The following is a 22813-nucleotide window of genomic DNA, read 5'->3' on the forward strand; positions in this document are numbered from 1 at the left end:
AAGTAGGAAACCTTGCTCGACGTCAACGTCTTCGACGAGCTGCGCATCGGTCTGGCCACGGCCGACGACATCCGTGCCTGGTCGCACGGCGAGGTCAAGAAGCCCGAGACCATCAACTACCGCACCCTGAAGCCGGAGAAGGACGGTCTCTTCTGCGAGAAGATCTTCGGTCCCACGCGGGACTGGGAGTGCTACTGCGGCAAGTACAAGCGCGTGCGCTTCAAGGGCATCATCTGCGAGCGCTGCGGCGTGGAGGTCACCCGTTCGAAGGTCCGCCGTGAGCGGATGGGCCACATCGAGCTGGCGGCCCCCGTCACGCACATCTGGTTCTTCAAGGGCGTGCCCTCGCGGCTCGGCTACCTGCTGGACCTGGCCCCGAAGGACCTCGAGAAGGTCATCTATTTCGCGGCGTACATGATCACCTCCGTCGACGACGAGGCCCGCCAGGAAGACCTCCCGAACCTCCAGAACGAGATCGACCTGGAGAAGAAGGAGATCGCGGACCGTCGCGACAACGACATCAACACCCGCGCCCAGAAGCTCGAGGCCGACCTGGCCGAGCTCGAGGCCGAGGGTGCCAAGGCCGACGCGCGCCGCAAGGTGCGCGACGCGGCCGAGCGCGAGATGTCGTCGATCCGCAAGCGTGCGGACGCGGAGATCGACCGGCTCGACCAGGTCTGGGACCGTTTCAAGAACCTCAAGGTCGCTGACCTCGAGGGCGACGAGATGCTCTACCGCGCCCTGCAGGACCGCTACGGGACGTACTTCGAGGGCTCGATGGGCGCCGCGGCGATCCAGAAGCGCCTCGAGAGCTTCGACCTGGACGCCGAGGCGCTCTCGCTCCGCGAGACGATCCGCAGCGGCAAGGGCCAGCGCAAGACCCGTGCCCTCAAGCGCCTCAAGGTCGTCAACGCGTTCCTGACCACCACCAACTCGCCCACGGCGATGGTGCTGGATGCGGTCCCGGTCATCCCGCCGGACCTGCGCCCAATGGTGCAGCTGGACGGTGGCCGCTTCGCGACCTCCGACCTGAACGACCTGTACCGCCGCGTCATCAACCGGAACAACCGCCTCAAGCGGCTCCTGGACCTCGGCGCGCCGGAGATCATCGTCAACAACGAGAAGCGGATGCTCCAGGAGGCCGTGGACTCGCTGTTCGACAACGGCCGCCGCGGCCGCCCGGTCACGGGCCCCGGCAACCGTCCGCTGAAGTCGATCTCCGACATGCTCAAGGGCAAGCAGGGCCGGTTCCGCCAGAACCTGCTCGGCAAGCGCGTGGACTACTCGGGCCGTTCGGTCATCGTGGTGGGCCCGTCGCTCAAGCTGCACCAGTGCGGCCTGCCCAAGCAGATGGCCCTCGAGCTGTTCAAGCCGTTCGTGATGAAGCGCCTCGTGGAGCTGAACCACGCGCAGAACATCAAGAGCGCCAAGCGCATGGTCGAGCGCACGCGCCCGGTTGTGTGGGACGTGCTCGAAGAGGTCATCACCGAGCACCCGGTGCTGCTGAACCGTGCGCCCACGCTGCACCGTCTCGGCATCCAGGCGTTCGAGCCGCAGCTCGTCGAGGGCAAGGCCATCCACCTGCACCCGCTCGTGTGCGCCGCGTTCAACGCGGACTTCGACGGCGACCAGATGGCGGTCCACCTGCCCCTGAGCGCCGAGGCGCAGGCCGAGGCCCGCATCCTCATGCTCTCGAGCAACAACATCCTCAAGCCGTCGGACGGCCGTCCGGTGACCATGCCCGCACAGGACATGATCATCGGCCTGCACCACCTCACGAGCGACCGTCCGGCCGCCGTGGGCGAGGGCCGGCAGTTCTCGTCCCAGGCCGAGGCCATCATGGCCTTCGACCAGGGCTCGCTGGACATCAACGCGCTCATCAAGGTCCGTATGACGGACCTGGTGCCGCCGGCCAAGGGCTTCGAGGCTCCGGAGGGCTGGGAGCAGGGTCAGCCGATCCTCTTCGAGACCACGTTGGGCCGCTCGATCTTCAACGAGACGCTGCCGATCGACTACCCGTACGAGAACGGTGTGGTCGACAAGAAGCGCCTCTCGACGATCGTCAACGACCTCGCGGAGCGGTACCCCAAGGTCGAGGTCGCGGCGTCGCTCGACGCGCTGAAGGACACCGGCTACAAGTGGGCCACCCGCTCGGGCGTCACGATCGCGATCTCCGACGTCGCCATGCCGGACGTGAAGAACGCGATCCTCGACGAGCACGAGGCGCGTGCCCTCAAGGTCCAGCAGCAGTTCGACCGTGGTCTCATCACGGACGACGAGCGCCGTCAGGAGCTCATCGAGATCTGGACCCAGGCCACCGACAAGGTCGCCTCGGTCATGCGTGAGAACCTCGAGTCCAACCCGCGCAACACCCTGCTGCGCATGGTCGGTTCGGGCGCCCGTGGTAACTGGATGCAGGTGCGTCAGATCGCCGGTATGCGCGGTCTCGTGGCGAACCCGAAGGGCGAGATCATCCCTCGTCCGATCAAGTCCAACTACCGCGAGGGCCTGTCCGTCCTCGAGTACTTCATCGCGACCCACGGTGCCCGTAAGGGTCTGGCGGACACGGCTCTCCGTACCGCCGACTCGGGCTACCTGACGCGTCGTCTGGTGGACGTCTCGCAGGACGTGATCATCCGCGAGGAGGACTGCGGCACAGAGCGTGGCCTCACGCTCCCGGTCGCGGAGCGCATCGGCGACACGCTGGTCCCGCACCCGCGCGTCGAGACGAGCATCTACTCGCGCACGTTCGCCACGGACGTCGTGGACGGTGACGGCAACGTCATCGCCGCCGGCGGTTCGGACGCGGGCGACGTCATCATCCGCGAGGTGATGGCGGCCGGCATCGAGAGCGTCAAGGTGCGCTCGGTGCTGACCTGCGAGTCGCGCGTCGGTACGTGCGCCAAGTGCTACGGCCGCTCCCTGGCCACGGGCAAGCTCGTGGACATCGGCGAGGCCGTCGGCATCATCGCCGCGCAGTCCATCGGTGAGCCCGGTACCCAGCTGACGATGCGTACGTTCCACACCGGTGGTGTGGCCTCCGCGGACGACATCACGCAGGGTCTGCCGCGTGTCACGGAGCTCTTCGAGGCCCGCACCCCCAAGGGTGAGGCGCCGATCGCGGAGTACACGGGCCGCGTCACGATCGAGGACACGGAGCGCACGCGCCACCTGGTCCTCACCCCGGACGACGGTTCCGAGGAGATCAAGTACCCGGTGACGAAGCGTTCCACGCTGCTGATCCGGGACGGCGACCACGTCGAGGTCGGTACCCAGCTGGTCAAGGGTGCTGTCGACCCCAAGAAGGTGCTGCGCATCCTCGGCCCGCGCGCCACGCAGAAGCACCTGGTGGACGAGGTCCAGGAGACCTACCGCAGCCAGGGTGTGGACATCCACGACAAGCACATCGAGGTCATCGTGCGGCAGATGCTGCGTCGCGTGACCGTGCTCGACTCGGGTGACGCACCGCTCCTGCCGGGCGAGCTCGCGGAGCGTACGCGCTTCGAGGACGCCAACCGCCGGGCCGTGTCGGAGGGTGGCCAGCCGGCCTCCGGCCGTCCCGAGCTGATGGGTATCACGAAGGCGTCGCTCGCGACCGACTCGTGGCTCTCGGCGGCCTCCTTCCAGGAGACCACCCGCGTGCTCACCGAGGCCTCCATGAGCGGTCGTCGTGACCCGCTGCTGGGCCTCAAGGAGAACGTCATCATCGGTAAGCTCATCCCCGCCGGCACGGGCCTCGCCCGCTACCGGAACGTCGAGGTCGAGCCCACCGAGCAGGCCAAGGCCGAGCTCTACCCGAGCTTCGGCTACGACGAGATCGACTTCCCGACGCTCGGTATGGGCTCCGGCGAGGCGATCCCGCTCGAGGACCTGGACTTCGGCGACTTCCGCTGATGTTCGACGTGAAGTAGCCCGCCCGTCCGGTTTCGCACGACACTCGTCGTGCGAAACCGGACGGGCGGACTGTTTCGCGGGGCCGACGTCGGCCATCTCACAAGCACTTGTTTTGACCGCCCGTGTACGCACGGGTAATCTAGGAAACCGTGCCCGCGCCGTCGGGCCGCAACCCCTGAGAGCCGCCGCGAAGCGGCTCCGGGAGCGGCCGATGTGAGTGCGCGGGCATTCCGGTGAATCCTTCCGCCGACGTCTTTTCGTCGCGGCTGGGCACCCGGACCATCGAGCCGGTGGTAAGTGGCGAATGCGGTCCCCGCGTGGGGCTGTGGGTGCCGCGTGCTGTCGGCACACACAAGCCACAAACCATCGGGGTCCGGCCGGGCCGGCCCCCGGAAGCTCGAGAAGACGACGGAGACGTAGTGCCTACGATCCAGCAGCTCGTCCGCAAGGGGCGGACCCGGAAGGCCGTGAAGTCCAAGACTCCGGCCCTCAAGGGTTCCCCCCAGCGGCGCGGCGTGTGCACCCGTGTGTACACGACCACCCCCAAGAAGCCGAACTCCGCCCTCCGCAAGGTGGCCCGAGTGAAGCTCTCGTCCCAGGTCGAGGTCACCGCGTACATCCCCGGTGTCGGCCACAACCTGCAGGAGCACTCGATCGTGCTCGTGCGCGGCGGCCGTGTGAAGGACCTTCCCGGCGTTCGCTACAAGATCGTGCGCGGCGCGCTCGACACCCAGGGTGTCAAGAACCGCAAGCAGGCTCGCAGCCGCTACGGCGCCAAGAAGGAGAAGTCCTGATATGCCTCGTAAGGGTCCGGCCAAAAAGCGGCCGCTCATCGTCGACCCGGTGTACGGGTCCCCGGTCGTCACGCAGCTGATCAACAAGGTCCTGCTCGACGGCAAGAAGTCCACAGCCGAGGCGATCGTCTACGGCGCCCTCGAGGGCGTCCGTGCGAAGACGGACGGCGACCCCGTCGTCGTGCTCAAGCGCGCGCTCGAGAACGTCCGCCCCGCCCTCGAGGTGCGTTCGCGCCGCGTCGGTGGCGCCACCTACCAGGTGCCGGTCGAGGTTCGCCCCGTGCGCTCGACGACGCTCGCGCTGCGCTGGCTCACGGACTACTCGCGGGCTCGCCGCGAGAAGACCATGACCGAGCGTCTGATGAACGAGATCCTCGACGCCTCGAACGGCCTCGGTGCCGCGGTCAAGCGCCGCGAGGACATGCACAAGATGGCTGACTCCAACAAGGCCTTCGCGCACTACCGCTGGTAGTCGCGCTCCCGCACGGCCCCGGGCAACCCCCGGGGCCGTGCGTGGATCCTCCCGGCCGCCGAGGCCGACAACCCACAGACCAAGGGGTAAGACACCGTGGCACTCGACGTGCTGACCGACCTGAAGAAGGTCCGCAACATCGGCATCATGGCTCATATCGATGCCGGCAAGACCACGACCACCGAGCGCATCCTCTTCTACACCGGCATCACCTACAAGATCGGTGAGGTCCACGAGGGCGCCGCGACGATGGACTGGATGGAGCAGGAGCAGGAGCGCGGCATCACGATCACGTCCGCCGCGACGACCTGCTTCTGGAAGAACAACCAGATCAACATCATCGACACCCCCGGGCACGTCGACTTCACGGTCGAGGTCGAGCGCTCGCTGCGCGTCCTCGACGGTGCTGTCGCGGTGTTCGACGGCAAGGAGGGCGTCGAGCCCCAGTCCGAGACGGTGTGGCGCCAGGCCGACAAGTACAACGTGCCGCGCATCTGCTTCGTCAACAAGATGGACAAGCTCGGTGCCGACTTCTACTTCACGGTCGACACGATCGTCAACCGCCTCAAGGCCAAGCCGCTGGTCATCCAGCTGCCCATCGGCTCCGAGAACGACTTCATCGGTGTCATCGACCTGATCGAGCAGAAGGCTCTGGTCTGGCGCGGCGAGACGAAGCTCGGCGAGGAGTACGCGGTCGAGGAGATCCCGGCCGACCTCGTGGAGAAGGCTGCTCAGTACCGCGTCGACCTGATCGAGGCCGTTGCTGAGTCGTCCGACGAGCTCATGGAGAAGTACCTCGCCGGCGAGGACCCCACGATCGAGGAGCTGAAGGCCGGCATCCGCCAGCTGACGATCTCGAGCCAGGCGTACCCCGTGCTGTGCGGCTCGGCGTTCAAGAACAAGGGCGTGCAGCCCATGCTCGACGCCGTGATCGACTACCTCCCGACGCCGCTCGACGTCCCCGCGACCGAGGGTGTCGACGTCCGGGACGCGGAGAAGATCATCGAGCGTCACCCCGACGCGACGGAGCCGTTCGCGGCCCTCGCGTTCAAGGTGGCGACGCACCCGTTCTTCGGCAAGCTGACCTACGTCCGGGTGTACTCCGGCAGGGTCGAGCAGGGCGCCCAGGTGCTCAACTCGACCAAGGGCAAGAAGGAGCGCATCGGCAAGCTCTTCCAGATGCACGCGAACAAGGAGAACCCGGTCGACAGCGCGTCGGCCGGTCACATCTACGCGTTCATCGGGCTCAAGGACGTCACCACCGGTGACACCCTCTGCGACCAGGCGAACCCGGTCATCCTCGAGTCGATGACCTTCCCGGAGCCCGTCATCGACGTGGCGATCGAGCCGAAGACCAAGGCCGACCAGGAGAAGCTGTCGATCGCGATCCAGAAGCTCGCCGAGGAGGACCCGACGTTCCGGGTCAAGCTCGACGAGGAGACCGGCCAGACCGTCATCGGCGGTATGGGTGAGCTCCACCTCGACATCCTCGTCGACCGCATGCGTCGCGAGTTCAAGGTCGAGGCCAACGTCGGCAAGCCCCAGGTGGCTTACCGCGAGACCATCCGCCGTGCGGCGGAGAAGGTCGACTACACGCACAAGAAGCAGACCGGTGGTTCGGGTCAGTTCGCCAAGGTCCAGGTGACCTTCGAGCCGCTCGACACCGCAGAGGGCGAGCTGTACGAGTTCGACAACGCGGTCAGCGGTGGCCGCATCCCGCGCGAGTACATCCCCTCGGTCGACGCCGGTATCCAGTCTGCGATGCAGCAGGGTGTCCTGGCGGGCTTCCCGATGGTGGGCGTCAAGGCGATCCTGCTCGACGGTGCCTACCACGACGTCGACTCCTCGGAGATGGCGTTCAAGATTGCCGGCTCGATGGTCTTCAAGGAAGGCATCAAGCGGGCGGACCCGGTTCTGCTCGAGCCGGTCATGGCGGTCGAGGTCCGTACGCCCGAGGAGTACATGGGCGACGTGATCGGCGACCTCAACTCACGTCGTGGGATGATCCAGTCCATGGAGGACGCCACCGGTGTCAAGGTGGTCCGGGCCCACGTACCGTTGAGCGAGATGTTCGGGTACATCGGCGACCTCCGGTCCAAGACCCAGGGCCGCGCCGTGTACTCGATGCAGTTCGACAGCTATGCCGAGGTTCCTCGGAACGTTGCCGAAGAGATCATCAAGAAGACCCGGGGCGAGTGAGTCCCCACAGGTCGACGACCCGCACAACCATCAACCTGTAGGAAACCCGCAACGCCCCGCAGCTGTAGGCTTCTTGGCCGAACAACTGCAACGTTCGGAACATCTACCCAAGTCCCAGGAGGACCCCAGTGGCTAAGGCCAAGTTCGAGCGGACCAAGCCGCACGTCAACATCGGCACCATCGGTCACGTCGACCACGGTAAGACGACGCTGACGGCTGCCATCTCGAAGGTGCTGGCGGACACGTACCCGGAGCTCCCGGCCAACGTGCAGCGCAACTTCGACGAGATCGACGCCGCGCCGGAGGAGAAGCAGCGCGGTATCACGATCAACATCGCGCACATCGAGTACGAGACGCCGGCGCGCCACTACGCGCACGTCGACGCTCCCGGTCACGCCGACTACATCAAGAACATGATCACCGGTGCGGCCCAGATGGACGGCGCGATCCTCGTGGTCGCGGCGACCGACGGCCCGATGGCGCAGACGCGTGAGCACGTCCTGCTCGCCCGTCAGGTGGGCGTGCCCTACCTGCTCGTCGCGCTCAACAAGTCCGACATGGTCGACGACGAGGAGATCCTCGAGCTCGTCGAGATGGAGGTGCGCGAGCTCCTCTCCGCGCAGGGCTTCGACGGTGACGACGCGCCGGTCGTGCGCGTGTCCGGTCTCAAGGCCCTCGAGGGTGACCCCGAGTGGACCGGCAAGATCCTCGAGCTCATGACGGCTGTGGACGAGAGCGTCCCGGAGCCGCTGCGCGAGCTCGACAAGCCGTTCCTCATGCCGATCGAGGACGTCTTCACGATCACCGGTCGTGGCACCGTCGTCACCGGCAAGGTGGAGCGTGGCACGCTCGACCTGAACTCGGACGTCGAGATCGTCGGTATCCGCAACCCGCAGAAGACCACGGTCACGGGTATCGAGACGTTCCACAAGCAGATGGACCAGGCCCAGGCCGGCGACAACACCGGTCTGCTCCTGCGCGGCATCAAGCGCGAGGACGTCGAGCGCGGCCAGGTCATCGTCAAGCCGGGTTCGATCACCCCGCACACGCAGTTCGAGGCGCAGGTCTACATCCTGGGCAAGGACGAGGGTGGCCGTCACAACCCGTTCTACTCGAACTACCGCCCGCAGTTCTACTTCCGTACCACGGACGTCACCGGCGTCATCACGCTGCCCGAGGGCACCGAGATGGTCATGCCCGGCGACAACACCGAGATGACGGTCGAGCTGATCCAGCCGATCGCCATGGAGGAGGGCCTCGGCTTCGCCATCCGCGAGGGTGGCCGCACGGTCGGTTCGGGCCGGGTCACCAAGATCCTCAAGTGATCTTGGGAGCCTCGAGCTCCGCTGACTGACGTCGGCTCGACGGGAGGGCCCGGGTGCCTGACGGCACCCGGGCCCTCCTGCGTCCGGGGTCACATCGGTTCCGCTTGGAGTTCTGCGGCACCGTATGGCAAGATTGCACAGTTGCCTGTCACGGGCGCGCTCTTTCTTGTTTCGAACAGTGTGCTGAACCGCAGTCACGACCACGGGTCGTTCTGACTGAGCGGACCTCTCCCGGTGGGGGAGTCGCGGGGTTTTGTTGCCAGCTGTCGATGCATAGAGCGCCCCGCGGAGCACACGCCTTCGGACCTTGTGTCCGGTTGCCACTGTTCCGAACAGGCTCGGCAAACGTTGTGGTCGGCCCAGAACTGTTTCGGTTCAGGGGCGGATCACTTTCCAACGGCCCCGCACCGGGTAGGTGCGTGCGCCCCGGGTGCGTCGCACAGAGCGACACGCCCGAGCGCGGGGGTCGGACAGTAGCGGTTCGAGAGAGAGAGTCAGACGACGCCATGGCGGGACAGAAGATCCGCATCCGGCTCAAGTCCTACGACCACGAGGTGATCGACAGCTCGGCGCGCAAGATCGTCGACACGGTCACTCGCGCTGGTGCGACGGTCGTGGGCCCGGTGCCGCTGCCGACGGAGAAGAACGTCTTCGTCGTGATTCGGTCGCCTCACAAGTACAAGGACAGCCGCGAGCACTTTGAGATGCGTACGCACAAGCGGCTCATCGACATCATCGATCCCACGCCCAAGGCTGTCGACTCGCTCATGCGGCTCGACCTGCCGGCGGACGTGAACATCGAGATCAAGCTCTGAGGCTGGAGGACATCATGACCAACCAGCAGATGAACGTGACCGCTGTGCTCGGGACCAAGCTCGGCATGACCCAGCTCTGGGACGAGGCCGGGCACCTGGTGCCGGTGACCGTGGTTGCCGTGGGCACGAACGTCGTGACCCAGGTCCGCACGGAGGACGCTGACGGCTACGCGGCTGTGCAGCTCGCGTACGGCCAGATCGACCCCCGCAAGGTGACGCAGCCCCTCAAGGGCCACTTCGAGAAGGCCGGCGTCACGCCGCGCCGTCACGTGGCCGAGATCCGCACGTCCAACGCCTCCGAGTTCGCGCTCGGTCAGGAGATCACCGCGGCGGCCTTCGAGGCCGGCTCCGTGGTCGACGTGATCGGCACGACCAAGGGCAAGGGCACCGCGGGTGTCATGAAGCGTCACGGCTTCCACGGCGTGGGCGCATCGCACGGTTCGCACCGTAACCACCGCAAGCCCGGCTCGATCGGTGGCGCTTCGACGCCGTCGCGAGTCTTCAAGGGCATGAAGATGGCCGGTCGGATGGGCAACGTCCGTCAGACCACCCAGAACCTGACCGTCCACGCGGTCGACGCTGAGAAGGGTCTGCTGCTCGTCAAGGGCGCGGTTCCCGGCCCCAAGGGTGGCGTCGTCCTCGTGCGTACCGCCTCGAAGGGAGCGTGACACCGATGGCTGCTCTGACCGTCGACGTCCTGGATGCCCAGGGCAAGAAGACCGGCACCGCCGAGCTCCCCGCCGAGGTGTTCGACGTCACCGTGAACATCCCGCTGATCCACCAGGTCGTCGTCGCGCAGCGCGCGGCGGCACGCCAGGGGACCGCCTCCACGAAGACTCGTGGTGAGGTCCGCGGTGGTGGGCGCAAGCCGTACAAGCAGAAGGGCACCGGCCGCGCCCGTCAGGGTTCGACCCGCGCACCGCAGTTCGCAGGCGGTGGCGTCGTCCACGGCCCGCAGCCGCGCTCGTACGACCAGCGGACCCCCAAGAAGATGAAGGCCGCCGCCCTGCGCGGTGCCCTCTCCGACCGCGCCCGCGCGGGCCGCGTGCACGTCGTCGCCGGTTTCGGTGTCGACGGGGCGCCGTCCACGAAGACCGCGATCACCACCCTGAAGTCGCTGTCGCCCCGCCCCCACGTCCTCGTGGTGACGGAGCGGACCGACGAGGTGACGATCAAGTCGCTGCGCAACGTCGCCGAGGTGCACCTCCTGGTCGCCGACCAGCTGAACACCTACGACGTTCTCGTCTCTGATGACATCGTCTTCACCGAGGGCGCGCTCAACGCGTTCCTCGAGGGCCCCACCAAGGGCGCGAAGGCCGTCGCTTCCTCGTCGGAGATCGAGTCCGAGCCCGCTGAGGAGTCCGCCAAGTGACCACCGTGACGAAGGACCCGCGCGACATCCTGCTCGCCCCGGTCGTCTCCGAGAAGAGCTACGGCCTGCTCGACGAGGGCAAGTACACCTTCATCGTCGACCCGCGCGCCAACAAGACCGAGATCAAGATCGCGATCGAGCAGGTCTTCGGTGTCAAGGTCGCCTCGGTGAACACGATCAACCGCAAGGGCAAGACGCGTCGTACGCGTTTCGGCCTCGGCAAGCGTAAGGACACCAAGCGTGCGATCGTCACCCTCCGTGAGGGAACGATCGACATCTTCGGTGGACCGGTCGGCTGAGCCGGACGAGAAGCAGATTGAGGACAGGTTTCCATGGGAATCCGTAAGTACAAGCCGACGACGCCCGGCCGCCGCGGCTCCAGCGTTGCCGACTTCGTCGAGATCACGCGCTCGCAGCCGGAGAAGTCGCTGGTCCGCCCCCTGAGCAAGACGGGTGGCCGCAACAACACCGGTCGCATCACGACGCGCCACAAGGGCGGCGGTCACAAGCGCGCCTACCGAGTCATCGACTTCCGTCGCCATGACAAGGACGGCGTGCCGGCCAAGGTCGCGCACATCGAGTACGACCCCAACCGCACGGCGCGCATCGCGCTCCTGCACTACGCGGACGGCGAGAAGCGCTACATCATCGCGCCGAACAAGCTGTCGCAGGGTGATGTGGTGGAGGCTGGCGCCGGTGCCGACATCAAGCCCGGCAACAACCTGCCGCTCCGTAACATCCCGACCGGTACGGTCATCCACGCCATCGAGCTCCGGCCCGGTGGCGGCGCGAAGATCGCCCGTTCGGCTGGTGTGTCGGTGCAGCTGGTGGCGAAGGACGGCGCTTACGCGCAGCTGCGCATGCCGTCCGGCGAGATCCGGAACGTCGACCTGCGCTGCCGCGCCACGGTCGGCGAGGTCGGCAACGCCGAGCAGTCGAACATCAACTGGGGCAAGGCCGGCCGCATGCGCTGGAAGGGCAAGCGCCCGACCGTGCGTGGTGTCGCCATGAACCCGATCGACCACCCGCACGGTGGTGGTGAGGGCAAGACGTCCGGTGGTCGCCACCCCGTGAGCCCGTGGGGTCAGGCCGAGGGCCGTACCCGCCGCCCGAACAAGGCGAGCGACAAGATGATCGTCCGCCGCCGCCGTACCGGCAAGAAGCGCTGATAGGAGCCTGGAACATGCCTCGTAGCCTGAAGAAGGGCCCCTTCGTCGACGGACACCTTCAGAAGAAGGTGGACGTCCAGAACGAGAAGGGGACCAAGAACGTCATCAAGACCTGGTCCCGTCGGTCGGTCATCACGCCCGACTTCCTCGGTCACACCTTCGCCGTGCACGACGGCCGCAAGCACGTCCCGGTGTTCGTCACCGAGTCGATGGTTGGCCACAAGCTCGGCGAGTTCGCTCCCACGCGGACCTTCCGCGGCCACGTGAAGGACGACAAGAAGGGTCGTCGCCGCTGAGCGGAGGGCTGACACCCACCGCACAGCTGAGCGAGACCCCGACGGTCAAGAGACAAGAAGGCAGGACTGCAATGGAAGCCAAGGCGCAGGCGCGGTTTGTCCGTGTCACGCCCCAGAAGGCCCGGCGCGTCGTGGACCTCATCCGTGGCAAGCAGGCCGCCGAGGCCGTCGCGGTGCTGAAGTTCGCACCGCAGGCCGCGAGCGAGCCCGTCCGCAAGGTCGTGGAGAGCGCAATCGCGAACGCCCGGGTGAAGGCCGACCGCGCGAGCGAGCGCTTCGACGAGGGTGACCTCGTCGTGAGCGCAGCGTTCGTCGACGAGGGCCCGACCCTCAAGCGGTTCCGGCCGCGTGCCCAAGGGCGCGCGAACCGGATCCTCAAGCGCACGAGCCACATCACCGTGGTCGTGGCGCCGCGAGCAGACAAGGAAGGGGCCCGATAGTGGGGCAGAAGGTACACCCGCACGGGTACCGCCTCGGCATCACCACCGACCACCGGTCGCGTTGGTTCGCCGATAGCACCAAGCCTGGTCAGCGGTACCGCGATTACGTCCGTGAGGACGTCCAGATCCGCAAGCTCATGAGCACCGGCCTCGAAAGGGCCGGTATCTCCAAGGTCGAGATCGAGCGCACCCGCGACCGTGTCCGCGTGGATATCCACACGGCACGTCCGGGCATCGTGATCGGCCGTCGTGGAGCCGAGGCAGACCGCATCCGCGGCGAGCTCGAGAAGCTCACGGGCAAGCAGGTTCAGCTCAACATCCTCGAGGTCAAGAACGCCGAGATCGACGCGCAGCTGGTCGCTCAGGGCATCGCCGAGCAGCTGGCGAGCCGTGTGTCGTTCCGTCGTGCGATGCGTAAGGGCATTCAGTCCGCGCAGCGCGCCGGCGCCAAGGGCATCCGTGTCCAGGTCTCCGGCCGCCTCGGCGGCGCCGAGATGAGCCGTTCGGAGTTCTACCGCGAGGGCCGTGTGCCTCTGCACACGCTTCGCGCGAACATCGACTACGGCTTCTTCGAGGCCCGTACCACCTTCGGCCGCATCGGCGTGAAGGTCTGGATCTACAAGGGCGACATCACCGAGAAGGAGTTCGCTGCGCAGCAGGCCGCTGCTGCACCGCGTCAGGGCCGTGGAGGCCCCCGTGGTGAGCGCGGTGGCGAGCGTGGTGGCGACCGTCGCGGTGGTGGGCGTCGTCCCGAGCGTCCGGCCGAGCGGGCCGACGAGGCCGCGCCTTCGGCGGCCCCTGCAGCTCCGGCCACCGAGACCGGAACGGAGGCCTGACCATGCTGATCCCGCGCAGGGTCAAGCACCGCAAGCAGCACCACCCGGACCGCCACGGCGCGTCCAAGGGTGGCAACCAGATTGCGTTCGGCGAGTACGCCATCCAGGCTCTTGAGCCGGCGTACGTCACCAACCGGCAGATCGAGGCAGCTCGTATCGCCATGACTCGCCACATCAAGCGTGGCGGAAAGGTCTGGATCAACATCTACCCGGACCGTCCGCTCACGAAGAAGCCTGCCGAGACCCGCATGGGTTCCGGTAAGGGTTCGCCTGAGTGGTGGATCGCTAACGTCAAGCCGGGCCGGATCGTCTTCGAGCTGGCCGGCGTCCCGGAGCCCCTGGCTCGCGAGGCCATGCGCCGCGCGATCCACAAGCTCCCGATGAAGTGCCGTTTCGTGGTGCGCGAGGGTGGTGTCAGCTGATGACTGTCGGTAGCAAGGGTCTGGCGCCCGCCGATCTGGACGCGTTCGACGACGAGGGACTCGTCGCCGAGCTGAAGAAGGCCAAGGAGGAGCTTTTCAACCTCCGCTTCCAGTCGGCCACCGGCCAGCTGGAGAGCCACGGCCGACTCAAGGCCGTTCGTCGCGACATCGCCCGGATCTACACGATCCTGCGTGAGCGCGAGCTCGGTATCCGTACGGCACCGAGCGTGAGTGAGTGAGGCACTGATGAGCGACAACACGAGCACGGCTGACGCCGTCGTGGCCGAGCGAGGCACCCGCAAGGTGCGTCGCGGCTACGTCGTCAGCGACAAGATGGACAAGACTGTCGTGGTTGAGGTCGAGGACCGGGTCAAGCACCCGCTCTACGGCAAGGTCATGCGTCGCACCAACAAGGTGAAGGCGCATGACGAGCAGAACGCCGCCGGTATCGGCGACCTCGTCATGATCATGGAGACCCGCCCGCTGTCCGCTACCAAGCGGTGGCGCCTGGTGGAGATCCTCGAGAAGGCCAAGTAACACCCCGGACCGGTCGGCGGCCGGGTGCTGAGCACCCGGCCCGCCGGCCCGGCCCACCTACTGCAGCTATCCGTTCGGCAAGGCTCGCGAAGCGAGAACCAGCTCGACGACAGGAGTTCACTCAATGATCCAGCAGGAGTCGCGAGTTCGCGTCGCCGACAACACGGGTGCCAAGGAGATTCTCTGCATCCGTGTTCTCGGTGGCTCCGGACGTCGCTACGCCGGTATCGGCGACACCATCGTCGCAACAGTCAAGGACGCGATCCCGGGCGGCAACGTGAAGAAGGGCGATGTGGTCAAGGCTGTCATCGTCCGCACCGTCAAGGAGCGTCGTCGTCCGGACGGTTCCTACATCAAGTTCGACGAGAACGCCGCCGTGATCCTCAAGAACGACGGCGAGCCGCGCGGCACCCGCATCTTCGGCCCGGTGGGCCGGGAGCTGCGTGACAAGCGGTTCATGAAGATCATCTCGCTGGCTCCGGAGGTGCTCTGACATGGCGAAGATCAAGAAGGGCGACCAGGTGATCGTCATCGCCGGTCGTGACAAGGGCAAGACGGGCCGCGTGCTCGAGGTGCTCAAGGACGCCGACCGCGTGGTCGTCGAGGGTGTCCAGCGCGTGACGAAGCACACCAAGGTGGGCCAGTCGCAGCGCGGTACCCGTACCGGTGGCATCGAGACGGTCGAGGCCCCGATCCACGTGAGCAACGTGATGGTTGTCGACCCGGAGACCAAGAAGGGCACCCGGGTCGGGATCCGCACGGAGCAGGTCGAGCGCGACGGCCGCATGAAGACTGTGCGCACGCGCGTGGCCAAGCGCTCCGGGAAGGACATCTGACATGACCGAGACCATCATCGAGGCCCCGGCCCTGCCGCGCCTCAAGCAGAAGTACCGCGAGGAGATCCTCGCGGGGCTGATGGAGGAGTTCGGCCACCAGAACATCCACCAGGTCGGCGGTCTCTCGAAGATCGTCGTCAACATGGGTGTGGGCGACGCCGCCAAGGACTCCAAGCTGATCGAGGGCGCGATCCGCGACCTGACCGCTATCACCGGTCAGAGGCCGCAGGTCACCAAGGCCCGCAAGTCCATCGCGCAGTTCAAGCTGCGCGAGGGCATGCCGATCGGCGCCCACGTCACCCTCCGCGGTGACCGCATGTGGGAGTTCCTGGACCGTCTGCTGGCGGTCGCGCTGCCGCGTATCCGCGACTTCCGCGGCCTGTCGCCGAAGCAGTTCGACGGCAACGGCAACTACACGTTCGGCCTCACGGAGCAGTCCATGTTCCACGAGATCGACCAGGACAAGATCGACCGGGTCCGCGGTATGGACATCACGGTCGTGACGACGGCCAAGACCGACGACGAGGGCCGTTCCCTGCTTCGCCGTCTCGGCTTCCCCTTCAAGGAGGAGAACTGACATGGCGAAGAAGGCCCTAGTCAACAAGGCGGCCGCCAAGCCCAAGTTTGCGGTCCGCGCTTACACCCGGTGCCAGCGGTGCGGTCGTCCGCACTCCGTGTACCGCAAGTTCGGCCTGTGCCGAATCTGCGTGCGGGAGATGGCCCACCGTGGCGAGCTTCCCGGCGTCACCAAGAGCAGCTGGTAACAACTACGTCGTAGGTCCGGACGGACGGAGAGCGAGCCGCATGACGACTCCCCTGTCCACCTGGATACCCCGGCGAGGAAGGGCAAGAGCCCGATGACTATGACCGACCCGATCGCAGACATGCTGACCCGTCTGCGTAACGCGAACTCGGCGCACCACGACACGGTAAGCATGCCGTCGTCGAAGCTGAAGTCGCACATTGCCGAGATCCTGCAGGCCGAGGGCTACATCGCCGGCTGGAACGTCGAGGACGCCCCCGTGGGCAAGAGCCTCACGATCACGCTGAAGTATGGCCCGAGCCGTGAGCGCGCCCTGGCGGGCGTCCGCCGCGTCTCGAAGCCCGGCCTGCGCGTCTACGCCAAGTCCACCAACCTGCCCAAGGTCCTCGGCGGCCTGGGCGTGGCGATCCTGTCCACGTCCTCCGGTCTCCTGACCGACAAGCAGGCTCACACCAAGGGCGTGGGCGGCGAAGTCCTCGCCTACGTCTGGTAACCCGGAAAGGAGATAACGCCATGTCTCGAATCGGCAAGATCCCCGTTCCGGTCCCTACCGGCGTGGACATCACCATCAGCGGTGCACTCGTGACGGTCAAGGGCCCCAAGGGGTCCCTTGAGCACAACGTGCCCGCTCCCATCAGCGTCTCGCAGGAGGACGGCACCCTCGTGGTGACCCGTCCCGACGACGAGCGCAGCTCCCGTGCCCTGCACGGCCTGACCCGTACGCTCCTCGCCAACATCGTCACCGGTGTGACCGAGGGCTACACCAAGAAGCTCGAGATCGTCGGCACCGGTTACCGCGTCGCCGCGAAGGGCTCGGACCTCGAGTTCGCCCTCGGCTTCAGCCACCCCGTCGTCGTGACGCCGCCTGCCGGCATCACGTTCGCCGTCGAGAGCCCCACGAAGTTCTCGGTCGCTGGTATCGACAAGCAGCAGGTCGGCGAGGTCGCAGCGAACATCCGCAAGATCCGCAAGCCCGAGCCGTACAAGGGCAAGGGTGTGCGGTACGCCGGCGAGGTCGTCCGCCGCAAGGTCGGAAAGGCTGGTAAGTGACGATGGCTCTCAAGATTCTGGGCAAGGGCAAGGGGATCGCGCGTCAGCGCCGCCACCTTCGCCTGCGCAAGAAGATCACCGGCACCCCGGTCCGTCCGCGCCTTGTCGTCACCCGTTCCTCGCGCCACATGGTGGCGCAGGTCGTGGACGACACGGTCGGCAAGACTGTGGCCTCGGCGTCGACCCTCGAGGCCGACCTGCGCGCGTTCGACGGAGACAAGACGGCCAAGGCCCGCAAGATCGGCGAGCTTGTCGCCGCTCGTGCCAAGGCCGTGGGTGTCGAGACCGTCGTGTTCGACCGCGGCGGCAACAAGTACCACGGTCGGGTGGCAGCAGTCGCCGACGGGGCCCGCGAAGGCGGTCTGGCCCTGTGACGACCTACACCGCACGAAAGAAGAGGACTCTCTGATGGCTGCAGGGCAGCGCACCGGCGCCCCCCAGGGTGCCGCCAACGAGAACACCAGCGAGCGCGGGGAGCGTCGCGGTCGCCGCGACGATCGTCGCGGTGACCGGCGCGAGCCGGAGAAGAGCGCCTTCGTCGAGCGCGTGGTGACGATCAACCGCGTCTCCAAGGTCGTCAAGGGTGGTCGCCGCTTCAGCTTCACCGCGCTGGTCGTGGTGGGCGATGGCGACGGCACCGTCGGCGTGGGCTACGGCAAGGCCAAGGAGGTGCCCGCGGCGATCGCCAAGGGTGTCGAGGAGGCGAAGAAGAGCTTCTTCCGCGTCCCTCGTATCCAGGGCACCATCCCCCACCCCATCCAGGGTGAGGCCGCTGCCGGCGTCGTGTTCCTGCGTCCGGCATCCCCGGGTACCGGTGTGATCGCCGGTGGTCCGGTGCGCGCCGTCCTGGAGTGCGCCGGCATTCACGACGTGCTGAGCAAGTCGCTCGGCTCGTCGAACGCGATCAACATCGTGCACGCCACCGTGGCGGCTCTGCGCGGGCTCGAGCAGCCCGAGGCCGTTGCCGCGCGTCGTGGTCTGCCGCTCGAGCACGTGGCTCCGGCCGCGCTGCTCCGGGCGCAGGCTGCTGGTCGTGCCGAGGCTGCTGCGAAGGCGGGTGCGTGATGGCTCGTCTCAAGGTGACCCAGACCAAGTCCGCCATCGGCGGCAAGCAGAACCAGCGCGACACGCTGCGGACGCTGGGCCTCAAGCGGATCGGTGACACCGCCGTGAAGGAGGACCGCCCGGAGATCCGCGGCATGGTCAACACGGTGGCGCACCTCGTCACCGTCGAGGAGGTCGAGTGACCATGGCCAAGGTTGAGAAGACCGAGGCGACGGAGGCGACTGTGACCGAGAAGGTCCAGCCGCTGAAGATGCACCACCTGCGTCCGGCCCCGGGCGCCAAGACCGCCAAGATCCGTGTGGGTCGTGGCGAGGGCGGCAAGAGGGGTAAGACGGCAGGCCGTGGTACCAAGGGCCAGAAGGCTCGGTACCAGGTTCCTGCGCGCTTCGAGGGTGGGCAGATGCCTCTGCACATGCGCCTTCCGAAGCTCCGCGGGTTCAAGAACCCGTTCCGCGTCGAGTACCAGGTCGTGAACCTGGACAAGCTCGCCGAGCTGTACCCCGAGGGTGGCTCTGTCACCATCGACGACCTCGTCGCCAAGGGCGCGGTCCGCAAGGGTCAGCCGGTGAAGGTGCTCGGCACGGGCGAGATCGCCGTCAAGCTGGAGATCGCGGTCGACGCGGTCTCCGGGTCTGCCAAGGACAAGATCCTGGCAGCCGGCGGCTCCATCTCGGAGGACTGAGAACGACACAGGGCCGACAGCGCAGCTGCGCTGTCGGCCCTGTGTGCTTGTGGTTGGTCAAGAGACTGCCGCGAGGCACGTAGAATCCGTCACGGTCCGGACGCACGGTTGCGGCGGTCCAGGATCGTCGTCATGACTCGCCGGATCCGACCGGCGACACGAGAACCCGCCTCGGCGGGCCAGGAGGACAGGGTGCTCAGCGCATTCGGCCGGGCTTTCCGGACGCCAGACCTGCGGCGCAAGCTGCTGTTCACGATCGCGATCATGTCGATCTTCCGCGTGGGGTCGTTCATCCCCACGCCGGGGGTTGATTACGGCAACGTTCAGCAATGTGTCGCTTCGAGCGAGGAAAACACGCTGCTCGGCGTGGTTGACCTGTTCAGCGGCGGTGCGCTGCTACAGCTCTCGATCTTCGCGCTCGGGATCATGCCCTACATCACCGCGAGCATCATCATCCAGCTCCTGCGTGTGGTGATCCCTCGCTTCGAGGCCCTGCACAAGGAGGGCCAGTCGGGTACCGCGAAGCTGACGCAGTACACGCGCTACCTGACGATCGGGCTCGCGATCCTCCAGTCGACGACGGTCATCACGACCGCGCGGCAGGGCATGCTGTTCCCGCAGTGCCCCGTCGAGGTGATCCCGAACGACGACATCGTCACGCTGATCCTCATGATCGTGACCATGACCGCCGGTACGGGCCTCGTCATGTGGCTCGGCGAGCTCATCACCGAGCGCGGTGTCGGCAACGGCATGTCGCTGCTCATCTTCACGTCGATCGCCGCGAGCTTCCCCACGTCCCTGTGGTCCATCGCGGGCGGCCCGGACGGTGTCCGCAACTTCATCCTCATGGTCCTGGTGATCGTGCTGGTCGTCGGCCTCGTCGTCTTCGTCGAGCAGTCGCAGCGCCGCATCCCGGTCCAGTACGCGAAGCGCATGGTGGGCCGTCGCATGTACGGCGGCACCAGCACGTACATCCCGATCAAGATCAACATGGCCGGCGTCATCCCGGTGATCTTCGCGGCCTCGATCCTGGCGATCCCGGGCCTCGCCGCGCAGTTCGGCGACCCCACGTCCGACTGGGTGGCCTGGATCTCCAGGAACCTGGTGGACCCGGCGTCGCCGCTCTACATCGGGCTGTACACGCTGATGATCATCTTCTTCTGCTTCTTCTACACGTCGATCACGTTCAACCCGGACGAGGTCGCGGACAACATGAAGAAGTACGGCGGCTTCATCCCCGGCATCCGCGCCGGCCGCCCCACTGCGGAGTACCTCGACTACGTCATCACGCGTATCACCTCCGCCGGTTCCCTGTACCTCGCGCTGGTCGCGCTGATCCCGACGCTGATGCTCGTCCTCCTGGGCGTGACGACGAACCTGCCGTTCGGTGGCAGCTCGATCCTCATCGTGGTCGGCGTCGGTCTCGAGACGGTCAAGCAGATCGACTCGCAGCTGCAGCAGCGCCACTACGAAGGATTCCTCCGTTGAGCGAAAGCACCGTGAACACCACGCCCGCGACGCGCCGCGCCCTGCACTCCCACGGCCCCGAGGGCCGGATCACCCGTCTGGTGATCATGGGCCCGCAGGGTGCCGGCAAGGGCACGCAGGCAGCCCGTCTGGCCGACACGTTCGAGATCGTGGCGATCTCGACGGGCGACATCTTCCGTGCCAACATCAAGGGCGAGACGGAGCTGGGCAAGCTCGCGCAGGAGTACACCAACAAGGGCGAGCTCGTCCCGGACTCCGTCACCAACGACATGGTCCGTGACCGTCTGTCGCAGGACGACGTCAAGAGTGGCTTCATCCTCGACGGGTACCCCCGCAACGCCGCCCAGGTGACGGAGCTGGACGCCATCCTCCGTGACCTCGGCTGGGAGCTGGACGGTGTCATCGAGCTCACCGCGGACCGCGGCGAGCTGCTCGCCCGTCTCGCCAAGCGCGCCGAGCTCGAGGGCCGCGAGGACGACACGGAGGACGCGATCGCGCGCCGGCTCGACATCTACGGCGAGCAGACCGCCCCGCTGACAGCGGCGTACGGGGAGCGCAACCTCCTCGTGCAGGTCGACGGCATCGGCGAGGTCGAAGAGGTCACGGAGCGCATCGTCAAGTCCCTCGCGGCCCAGCTGGGCTGACGATGGTCTTCGGGCGGGAGCGTATCGAGTACAAGTCACGGGACCAGGTCCGCCTCATGCGGCGGGCCGGTCTCGTGGTCGCCGACGCGCTGTCCGCCGTCCGCACCGCAGCCCGTCCCGGCATGACGACGTCGGACCTCGACGCCGTCGCCGCGAAGGTGATCGCCGACGCGGGCGCGACGCCGTCCTTCCTCGGCTACCACGGCTTCCCCGCCGTGGTCTGCACGTCGGTCAACGACGAGGTCATCCACGGCATCCCGGGCGACCGGGTGCTCGCTGTGGGCGACCTCGTCTCCGTCGACTGCGGCGCCGTCGTCGAGGGCTGGCACGGCGACTCCGCCCTGAGCTTCGTCCTGGGCCAGGAGGGCGCTCTACCCCTCTCCGGGCTGTCCGACGACGGCCTGGTCGCCGCGGGCGCGGACCTCGCCGACATGGCGCTCGTCCGGGCCACGGAGGCCGCCATGTGGGCCGGCATCGCCGCCCTGGCGGGCGGCCGCCGCCTGAACGACGTCGGCATCGCCGTCGAGGCCGCTGTGGACCTGGCGGGCGAGCTCGCCGGCGTCGAGCTGGGCATCGTCGAGGGCTACGTCGGTCACGGCATCGGCACCGCGATGCACCAGCCGCCGGACGTGGTCAACTACCGCACGAGCAGCGCGGGCCCCAAGCTGCGCCCGGGCATGTGCCTGGCGATCGAGCCGATGGTCACGCGGGGCACCGACGCGACGCACGTCCTGGAGGACGACTGGACCGTCGTCACCGACGACGGGTCCCGAGCGGCCCACTGGGAGCACTCCGTCGCCGTCCTCGACGACGGGATCGTCGTCCTGACGGCGCCCGACGGCGGGGCCGCTCGTCTCGCGGAGCTCGGTGTCACCGTGGCGTCGCTCGACTAGCGTGGCGCTTCTCACGCGCCCGGCGAGCCCGGACACGGCCTGCTGCGCTTTGAATGGTTGTCGTCATGACGTAGGCTAGATCGCTGGGTGTAGTCCGACCGTCCGTCGTTGCTTCTGAGTGTCTCCGCATCTGCGCGCTGCTCAGGCTCCGCCGGCCCGGCCCGCCACAGGCGACCGGTGGATACACACGACATCCACGTCCCACCCGACGCGTGCCGCATGGTGCGTGTCGCGAACGGACGTGGGAGCAGTCCAGACGAGAGTTAGCGGAGGATTATGGCAAAGAAGGACGGTGTCATCGAGATCGAGGGCAGCGTGGTCGAGGCTCTCCCCAACGCGATGTTCCGCGTTGAGCTGGCGAACGGCCACAGGGTCCTCGCGCACATCTCGGGCAAGATGCGCCAGCACTACATCCGGATCCTTCCTGAGGACCGGGTGGTGGTGGAGCTCAGCCCGTACGACCTGTCCCGCGGCCGGATCGTCTACCGCTACAAGTAGTCAGTCCCCGATCCGGGGTGCTGCCGTCGGAAGCCTTCGGGCTGCCGCCGGGCCCGCCACGCGATCGCCACCCACGACACTGCCGCCTTCGGACCGGATGACCGGGCCGGTGGTAGGTGGAGGATTCCATGAAGGTCAAGCCGAGCGTCAAGAAGATCTGCGACAAGTGCAAGGTGATCCGCCGGCACGGTCGCGTCATGGTGATCTGCGAGAACCTGCGCCACAAGCAGCGCCAGGGCTGATCGCACCCTGATCACCCGGTGGCGTCAGCCACCACAGAGCGCACCACTACGAACCTCTCCCGTCAGGGAGAGGGGAACCCC

General features: G+C 67.0%; 31 protein-coding genes. All 31 read left to right on the forward strand.

The window, feature by feature from the left end:
* Positions 1-12 precede the first annotated feature (12 nt).
* Complete coding sequence (locus D1350_RS02755; protein WP_125773565.1) at positions 13-3894, forward strand: DNA-directed RNA polymerase subunit beta'; 3882 nt, start codon at positions 13-15, stop codon at positions 3892-3894.
* 419 nt (positions 3895-4313) lie between these two features.
* Complete coding sequence (gene rpsL / locus D1350_RS02760) at positions 4314-4688, forward strand: 30S ribosomal protein S12 (RefSeq protein ID WP_125773567.1); 375 nt, start codon at positions 4314-4316, stop codon at positions 4686-4688.
* A gap of 1 nt (position 4689) precedes the next feature.
* Complete coding sequence (gene rpsG, locus D1350_RS02765; RefSeq protein WP_125773569.1) at positions 4690-5160, forward strand: 30S ribosomal protein S7; 471 nt, start codon at positions 4690-4692, stop codon at positions 5158-5160.
* A gap of 96 nt (positions 5161-5256) precedes the next feature.
* Positions 5257-7359: an elongation factor G gene (gene fusA / locus D1350_RS02770; protein WP_125773571.1), complete on the forward strand. Its 2103-nt coding sequence runs from the start codon at positions 5257-5259 to the stop codon at positions 7357-7359.
* Positions 7360-7487: 128 nt separating this feature from the next.
* Positions 7488-8684, forward strand: coding sequence for an elongation factor Tu (gene tuf, locus D1350_RS02775; protein ID WP_125773573.1), 1197 nt, complete (start codon positions 7488-7490; stop codon positions 8682-8684).
* Between the two features lie 506 nt (positions 8685-9190).
* Positions 9191-9499 (forward strand): 30S ribosomal protein S10, encoded by a 309-nt coding sequence (gene rpsJ, locus D1350_RS02780; RefSeq protein WP_019146773.1) that lies wholly within the window; start codon positions 9191-9193, stop codon positions 9497-9499.
* A gap of 14 nt (positions 9500-9513) precedes the next feature.
* Positions 9514-10167, forward strand: a complete 654-nt coding sequence (rplC, locus tag D1350_RS02785; protein WP_125773575.1) for a 50S ribosomal protein L3 — start codon at positions 9514-9516, stop codon at positions 10165-10167.
* A 5-nt stretch (positions 10168-10172) separates the two neighbouring features.
* Positions 10173-10871: a 50S ribosomal protein L4 gene (gene rplD / locus D1350_RS02790; protein WP_125773577.1), complete on the forward strand. Its 699-nt coding sequence runs from the start codon at positions 10173-10175 to the stop codon at positions 10869-10871.
* Positions 10868-11170 (forward strand): 50S ribosomal protein L23, encoded by a 303-nt coding sequence (gene rplW, locus D1350_RS02795; protein WP_125773579.1) that lies wholly within the window; start codon positions 10868-10870, stop codon positions 11168-11170. The genes rplD and rplW overlap by 4 nt, the downstream gene beginning before the upstream one ends.
* A gap of 33 nt (positions 11171-11203) precedes the next feature.
* Positions 11204-12040 carry a 50S ribosomal protein L2 gene (gene rplB, locus D1350_RS02800; protein ID WP_125773581.1) on the forward strand — a complete coding sequence of 279 codons (837 nt, stop codon included), beginning with the start codon at positions 11204-11206 and terminating at the stop codon, positions 12038-12040.
* A gap of 14 nt (positions 12041-12054) precedes the next feature.
* Positions 12055-12336, forward strand: a complete 282-nt coding sequence (rpsS, locus tag D1350_RS02805; protein WP_100348861.1) for a 30S ribosomal protein S19 — start codon at positions 12055-12057, stop codon at positions 12334-12336.
* A gap of 71 nt (positions 12337-12407) precedes the next feature.
* On the forward strand, positions 12408-12776 hold the full coding sequence (gene rplV / locus D1350_RS02810; protein WP_125773583.1) for a 50S ribosomal protein L22: 369 nt from the start codon (positions 12408-12410) through the stop codon (positions 12774-12776).
* Positions 12776-13612, forward strand: a complete 837-nt coding sequence (gene rpsC / locus D1350_RS02815; RefSeq protein WP_125773585.1) for a 30S ribosomal protein S3 — start codon at positions 12776-12778, stop codon at positions 13610-13612. Before rplV ends, rpsC begins: the two co-directional genes overlap by 1 nt.
* A 2-nt stretch (positions 13613-13614) precedes the next feature.
* Complete coding sequence (rplP, locus tag D1350_RS02820; protein WP_125773587.1) at positions 13615-14034, forward strand: 50S ribosomal protein L16; 420 nt, start codon at positions 13615-13617, stop codon at positions 14032-14034.
* Entirely contained in the window at positions 14034-14273 is a 240-nt protein-coding gene (rpmC, locus tag D1350_RS02825) for a 50S ribosomal protein L29 (protein WP_125773589.1), read from the forward strand. The genes rplP and rpmC overlap by 1 nt, the downstream gene beginning before the upstream one ends.
* 7 nt (positions 14274-14280) lie before the next feature.
* Positions 14281-14571, forward strand: coding sequence for a 30S ribosomal protein S17 (rpsQ, locus tag D1350_RS02830; RefSeq protein WP_125773591.1), 291 nt, complete (start codon positions 14281-14283; stop codon positions 14569-14571).
* A 124-nt stretch (positions 14572-14695) separates the two neighbouring features.
* A complete protein-coding gene (gene rplN, locus D1350_RS02835; protein ID WP_125773593.1) occupies positions 14696-15064 on the forward strand; it encodes a 50S ribosomal protein L14 in 369 nt (122 codons plus the stop codon).
* A gap of 1 nt (position 15065) precedes the next feature.
* A complete protein-coding gene (gene rplX / locus D1350_RS02840; protein ID WP_125773595.1) occupies positions 15066-15407 on the forward strand; it encodes a 50S ribosomal protein L24 in 342 nt (113 codons plus the stop codon).
* A gap of 1 nt (position 15408) precedes the next feature.
* Positions 15409-15984 carry a 50S ribosomal protein L5 gene (rplE, locus tag D1350_RS02845; protein ID WP_125773597.1) on the forward strand — a complete coding sequence of 192 codons (576 nt, stop codon included), beginning with the start codon at positions 15409-15411 and terminating at the stop codon, positions 15982-15984.
* A 1-nt stretch (position 15985) separates the two neighbouring features.
* Positions 15986-16171 carry a type Z 30S ribosomal protein S14 gene (locus tag D1350_RS02850; protein ID WP_125773599.1) on the forward strand — a complete coding sequence of 62 codons (186 nt, stop codon included), beginning with the start codon at positions 15986-15988 and terminating at the stop codon, positions 16169-16171.
* A 93-nt stretch (positions 16172-16264) separates the two neighbouring features.
* The gene (gene rpsH / locus D1350_RS02855) at positions 16265-16663 is read left to right on the forward strand and encodes a 30S ribosomal protein S8 (protein ID WP_125773601.1); all 399 of its coding nucleotides are present in this window, start codon (positions 16265-16267) and stop codon (positions 16661-16663) included.
* A 20-nt stretch (positions 16664-16683) separates the two neighbouring features.
* The gene (gene rplF, locus D1350_RS02860; RefSeq protein WP_125773603.1) at positions 16684-17220 is read left to right on the forward strand and encodes a 50S ribosomal protein L6; all 537 of its coding nucleotides are present in this window, start codon (positions 16684-16686) and stop codon (positions 17218-17220) included.
* Between the two features lie 2 nt (positions 17221-17222).
* Complete coding sequence (rplR, locus tag D1350_RS02865; protein ID WP_125773605.1) at positions 17223-17594, forward strand: 50S ribosomal protein L18; 372 nt, start codon at positions 17223-17225, stop codon at positions 17592-17594.
* A gap of 34 nt (positions 17595-17628) precedes the next feature.
* Positions 17629-18285: a 30S ribosomal protein S5 gene (rpsE, locus tag D1350_RS02870; protein ID WP_125773607.1), complete on the forward strand. Its 657-nt coding sequence runs from the start codon at positions 17629-17631 to the stop codon at positions 18283-18285.
* Positions 18285-18467, forward strand: coding sequence for a 50S ribosomal protein L30 (rpmD, locus tag D1350_RS02875; RefSeq protein WP_125773609.1), 183 nt, complete (start codon positions 18285-18287; stop codon positions 18465-18467). The genes rpsE and rpmD overlap by 1 nt, the downstream gene beginning before the upstream one ends.
* A gap of 2 nt (positions 18468-18469) precedes the next feature.
* On the forward strand, positions 18470-18967 hold the full coding sequence (gene rplO, locus D1350_RS02880) for a 50S ribosomal protein L15 (protein WP_125773611.1): 498 nt from the start codon (positions 18470-18472) through the stop codon (positions 18965-18967).
* 192 nt (positions 18968-19159) lie between these two features.
* Positions 19160-20455, forward strand: a complete 1296-nt coding sequence (secY, locus tag D1350_RS02885) for a preprotein translocase subunit SecY (protein WP_125773613.1) — start codon at positions 19160-19162, stop codon at positions 20453-20455.
* 86 nt (positions 20456-20541) lie between these two features.
* On the forward strand, positions 20542-21099 hold the full coding sequence (locus D1350_RS02890; RefSeq protein ID WP_125774009.1) for an adenylate kinase: 558 nt from the start codon (positions 20542-20544) through the stop codon (positions 21097-21099).
* A 2-nt stretch (positions 21100-21101) separates the two neighbouring features.
* Positions 21102-21992: a type I methionyl aminopeptidase gene (locus tag D1350_RS02895; protein WP_125773615.1), complete on the forward strand. Its 891-nt coding sequence runs from the start codon at positions 21102-21104 to the stop codon at positions 21990-21992.
* Between the two features lie 276 nt (positions 21993-22268).
* Complete coding sequence (gene infA, locus D1350_RS02900; protein WP_024286981.1) at positions 22269-22490, forward strand: translation initiation factor IF-1; 222 nt, start codon at positions 22269-22271, stop codon at positions 22488-22490.
* Positions 22491-22618: 128 nt separating this feature from the next.
* Positions 22619-22732: a 50S ribosomal protein L36 gene (gene rpmJ, locus D1350_RS02905; RefSeq protein ID WP_009740505.1), complete on the forward strand. Its 114-nt coding sequence runs from the start codon at positions 22619-22621 to the stop codon at positions 22730-22732.
* The last annotated feature ends 81 nt before the right edge of the window (positions 22733-22813 follow it).

Origin of the sequence: Antribacter gilvus (assembly GCF_003946865.1) — a bacterium.
GTDB lineage: Bacteria > Actinomycetota > Actinomycetes > Actinomycetales > Cellulomonadaceae > Antribacter > Antribacter gilvus.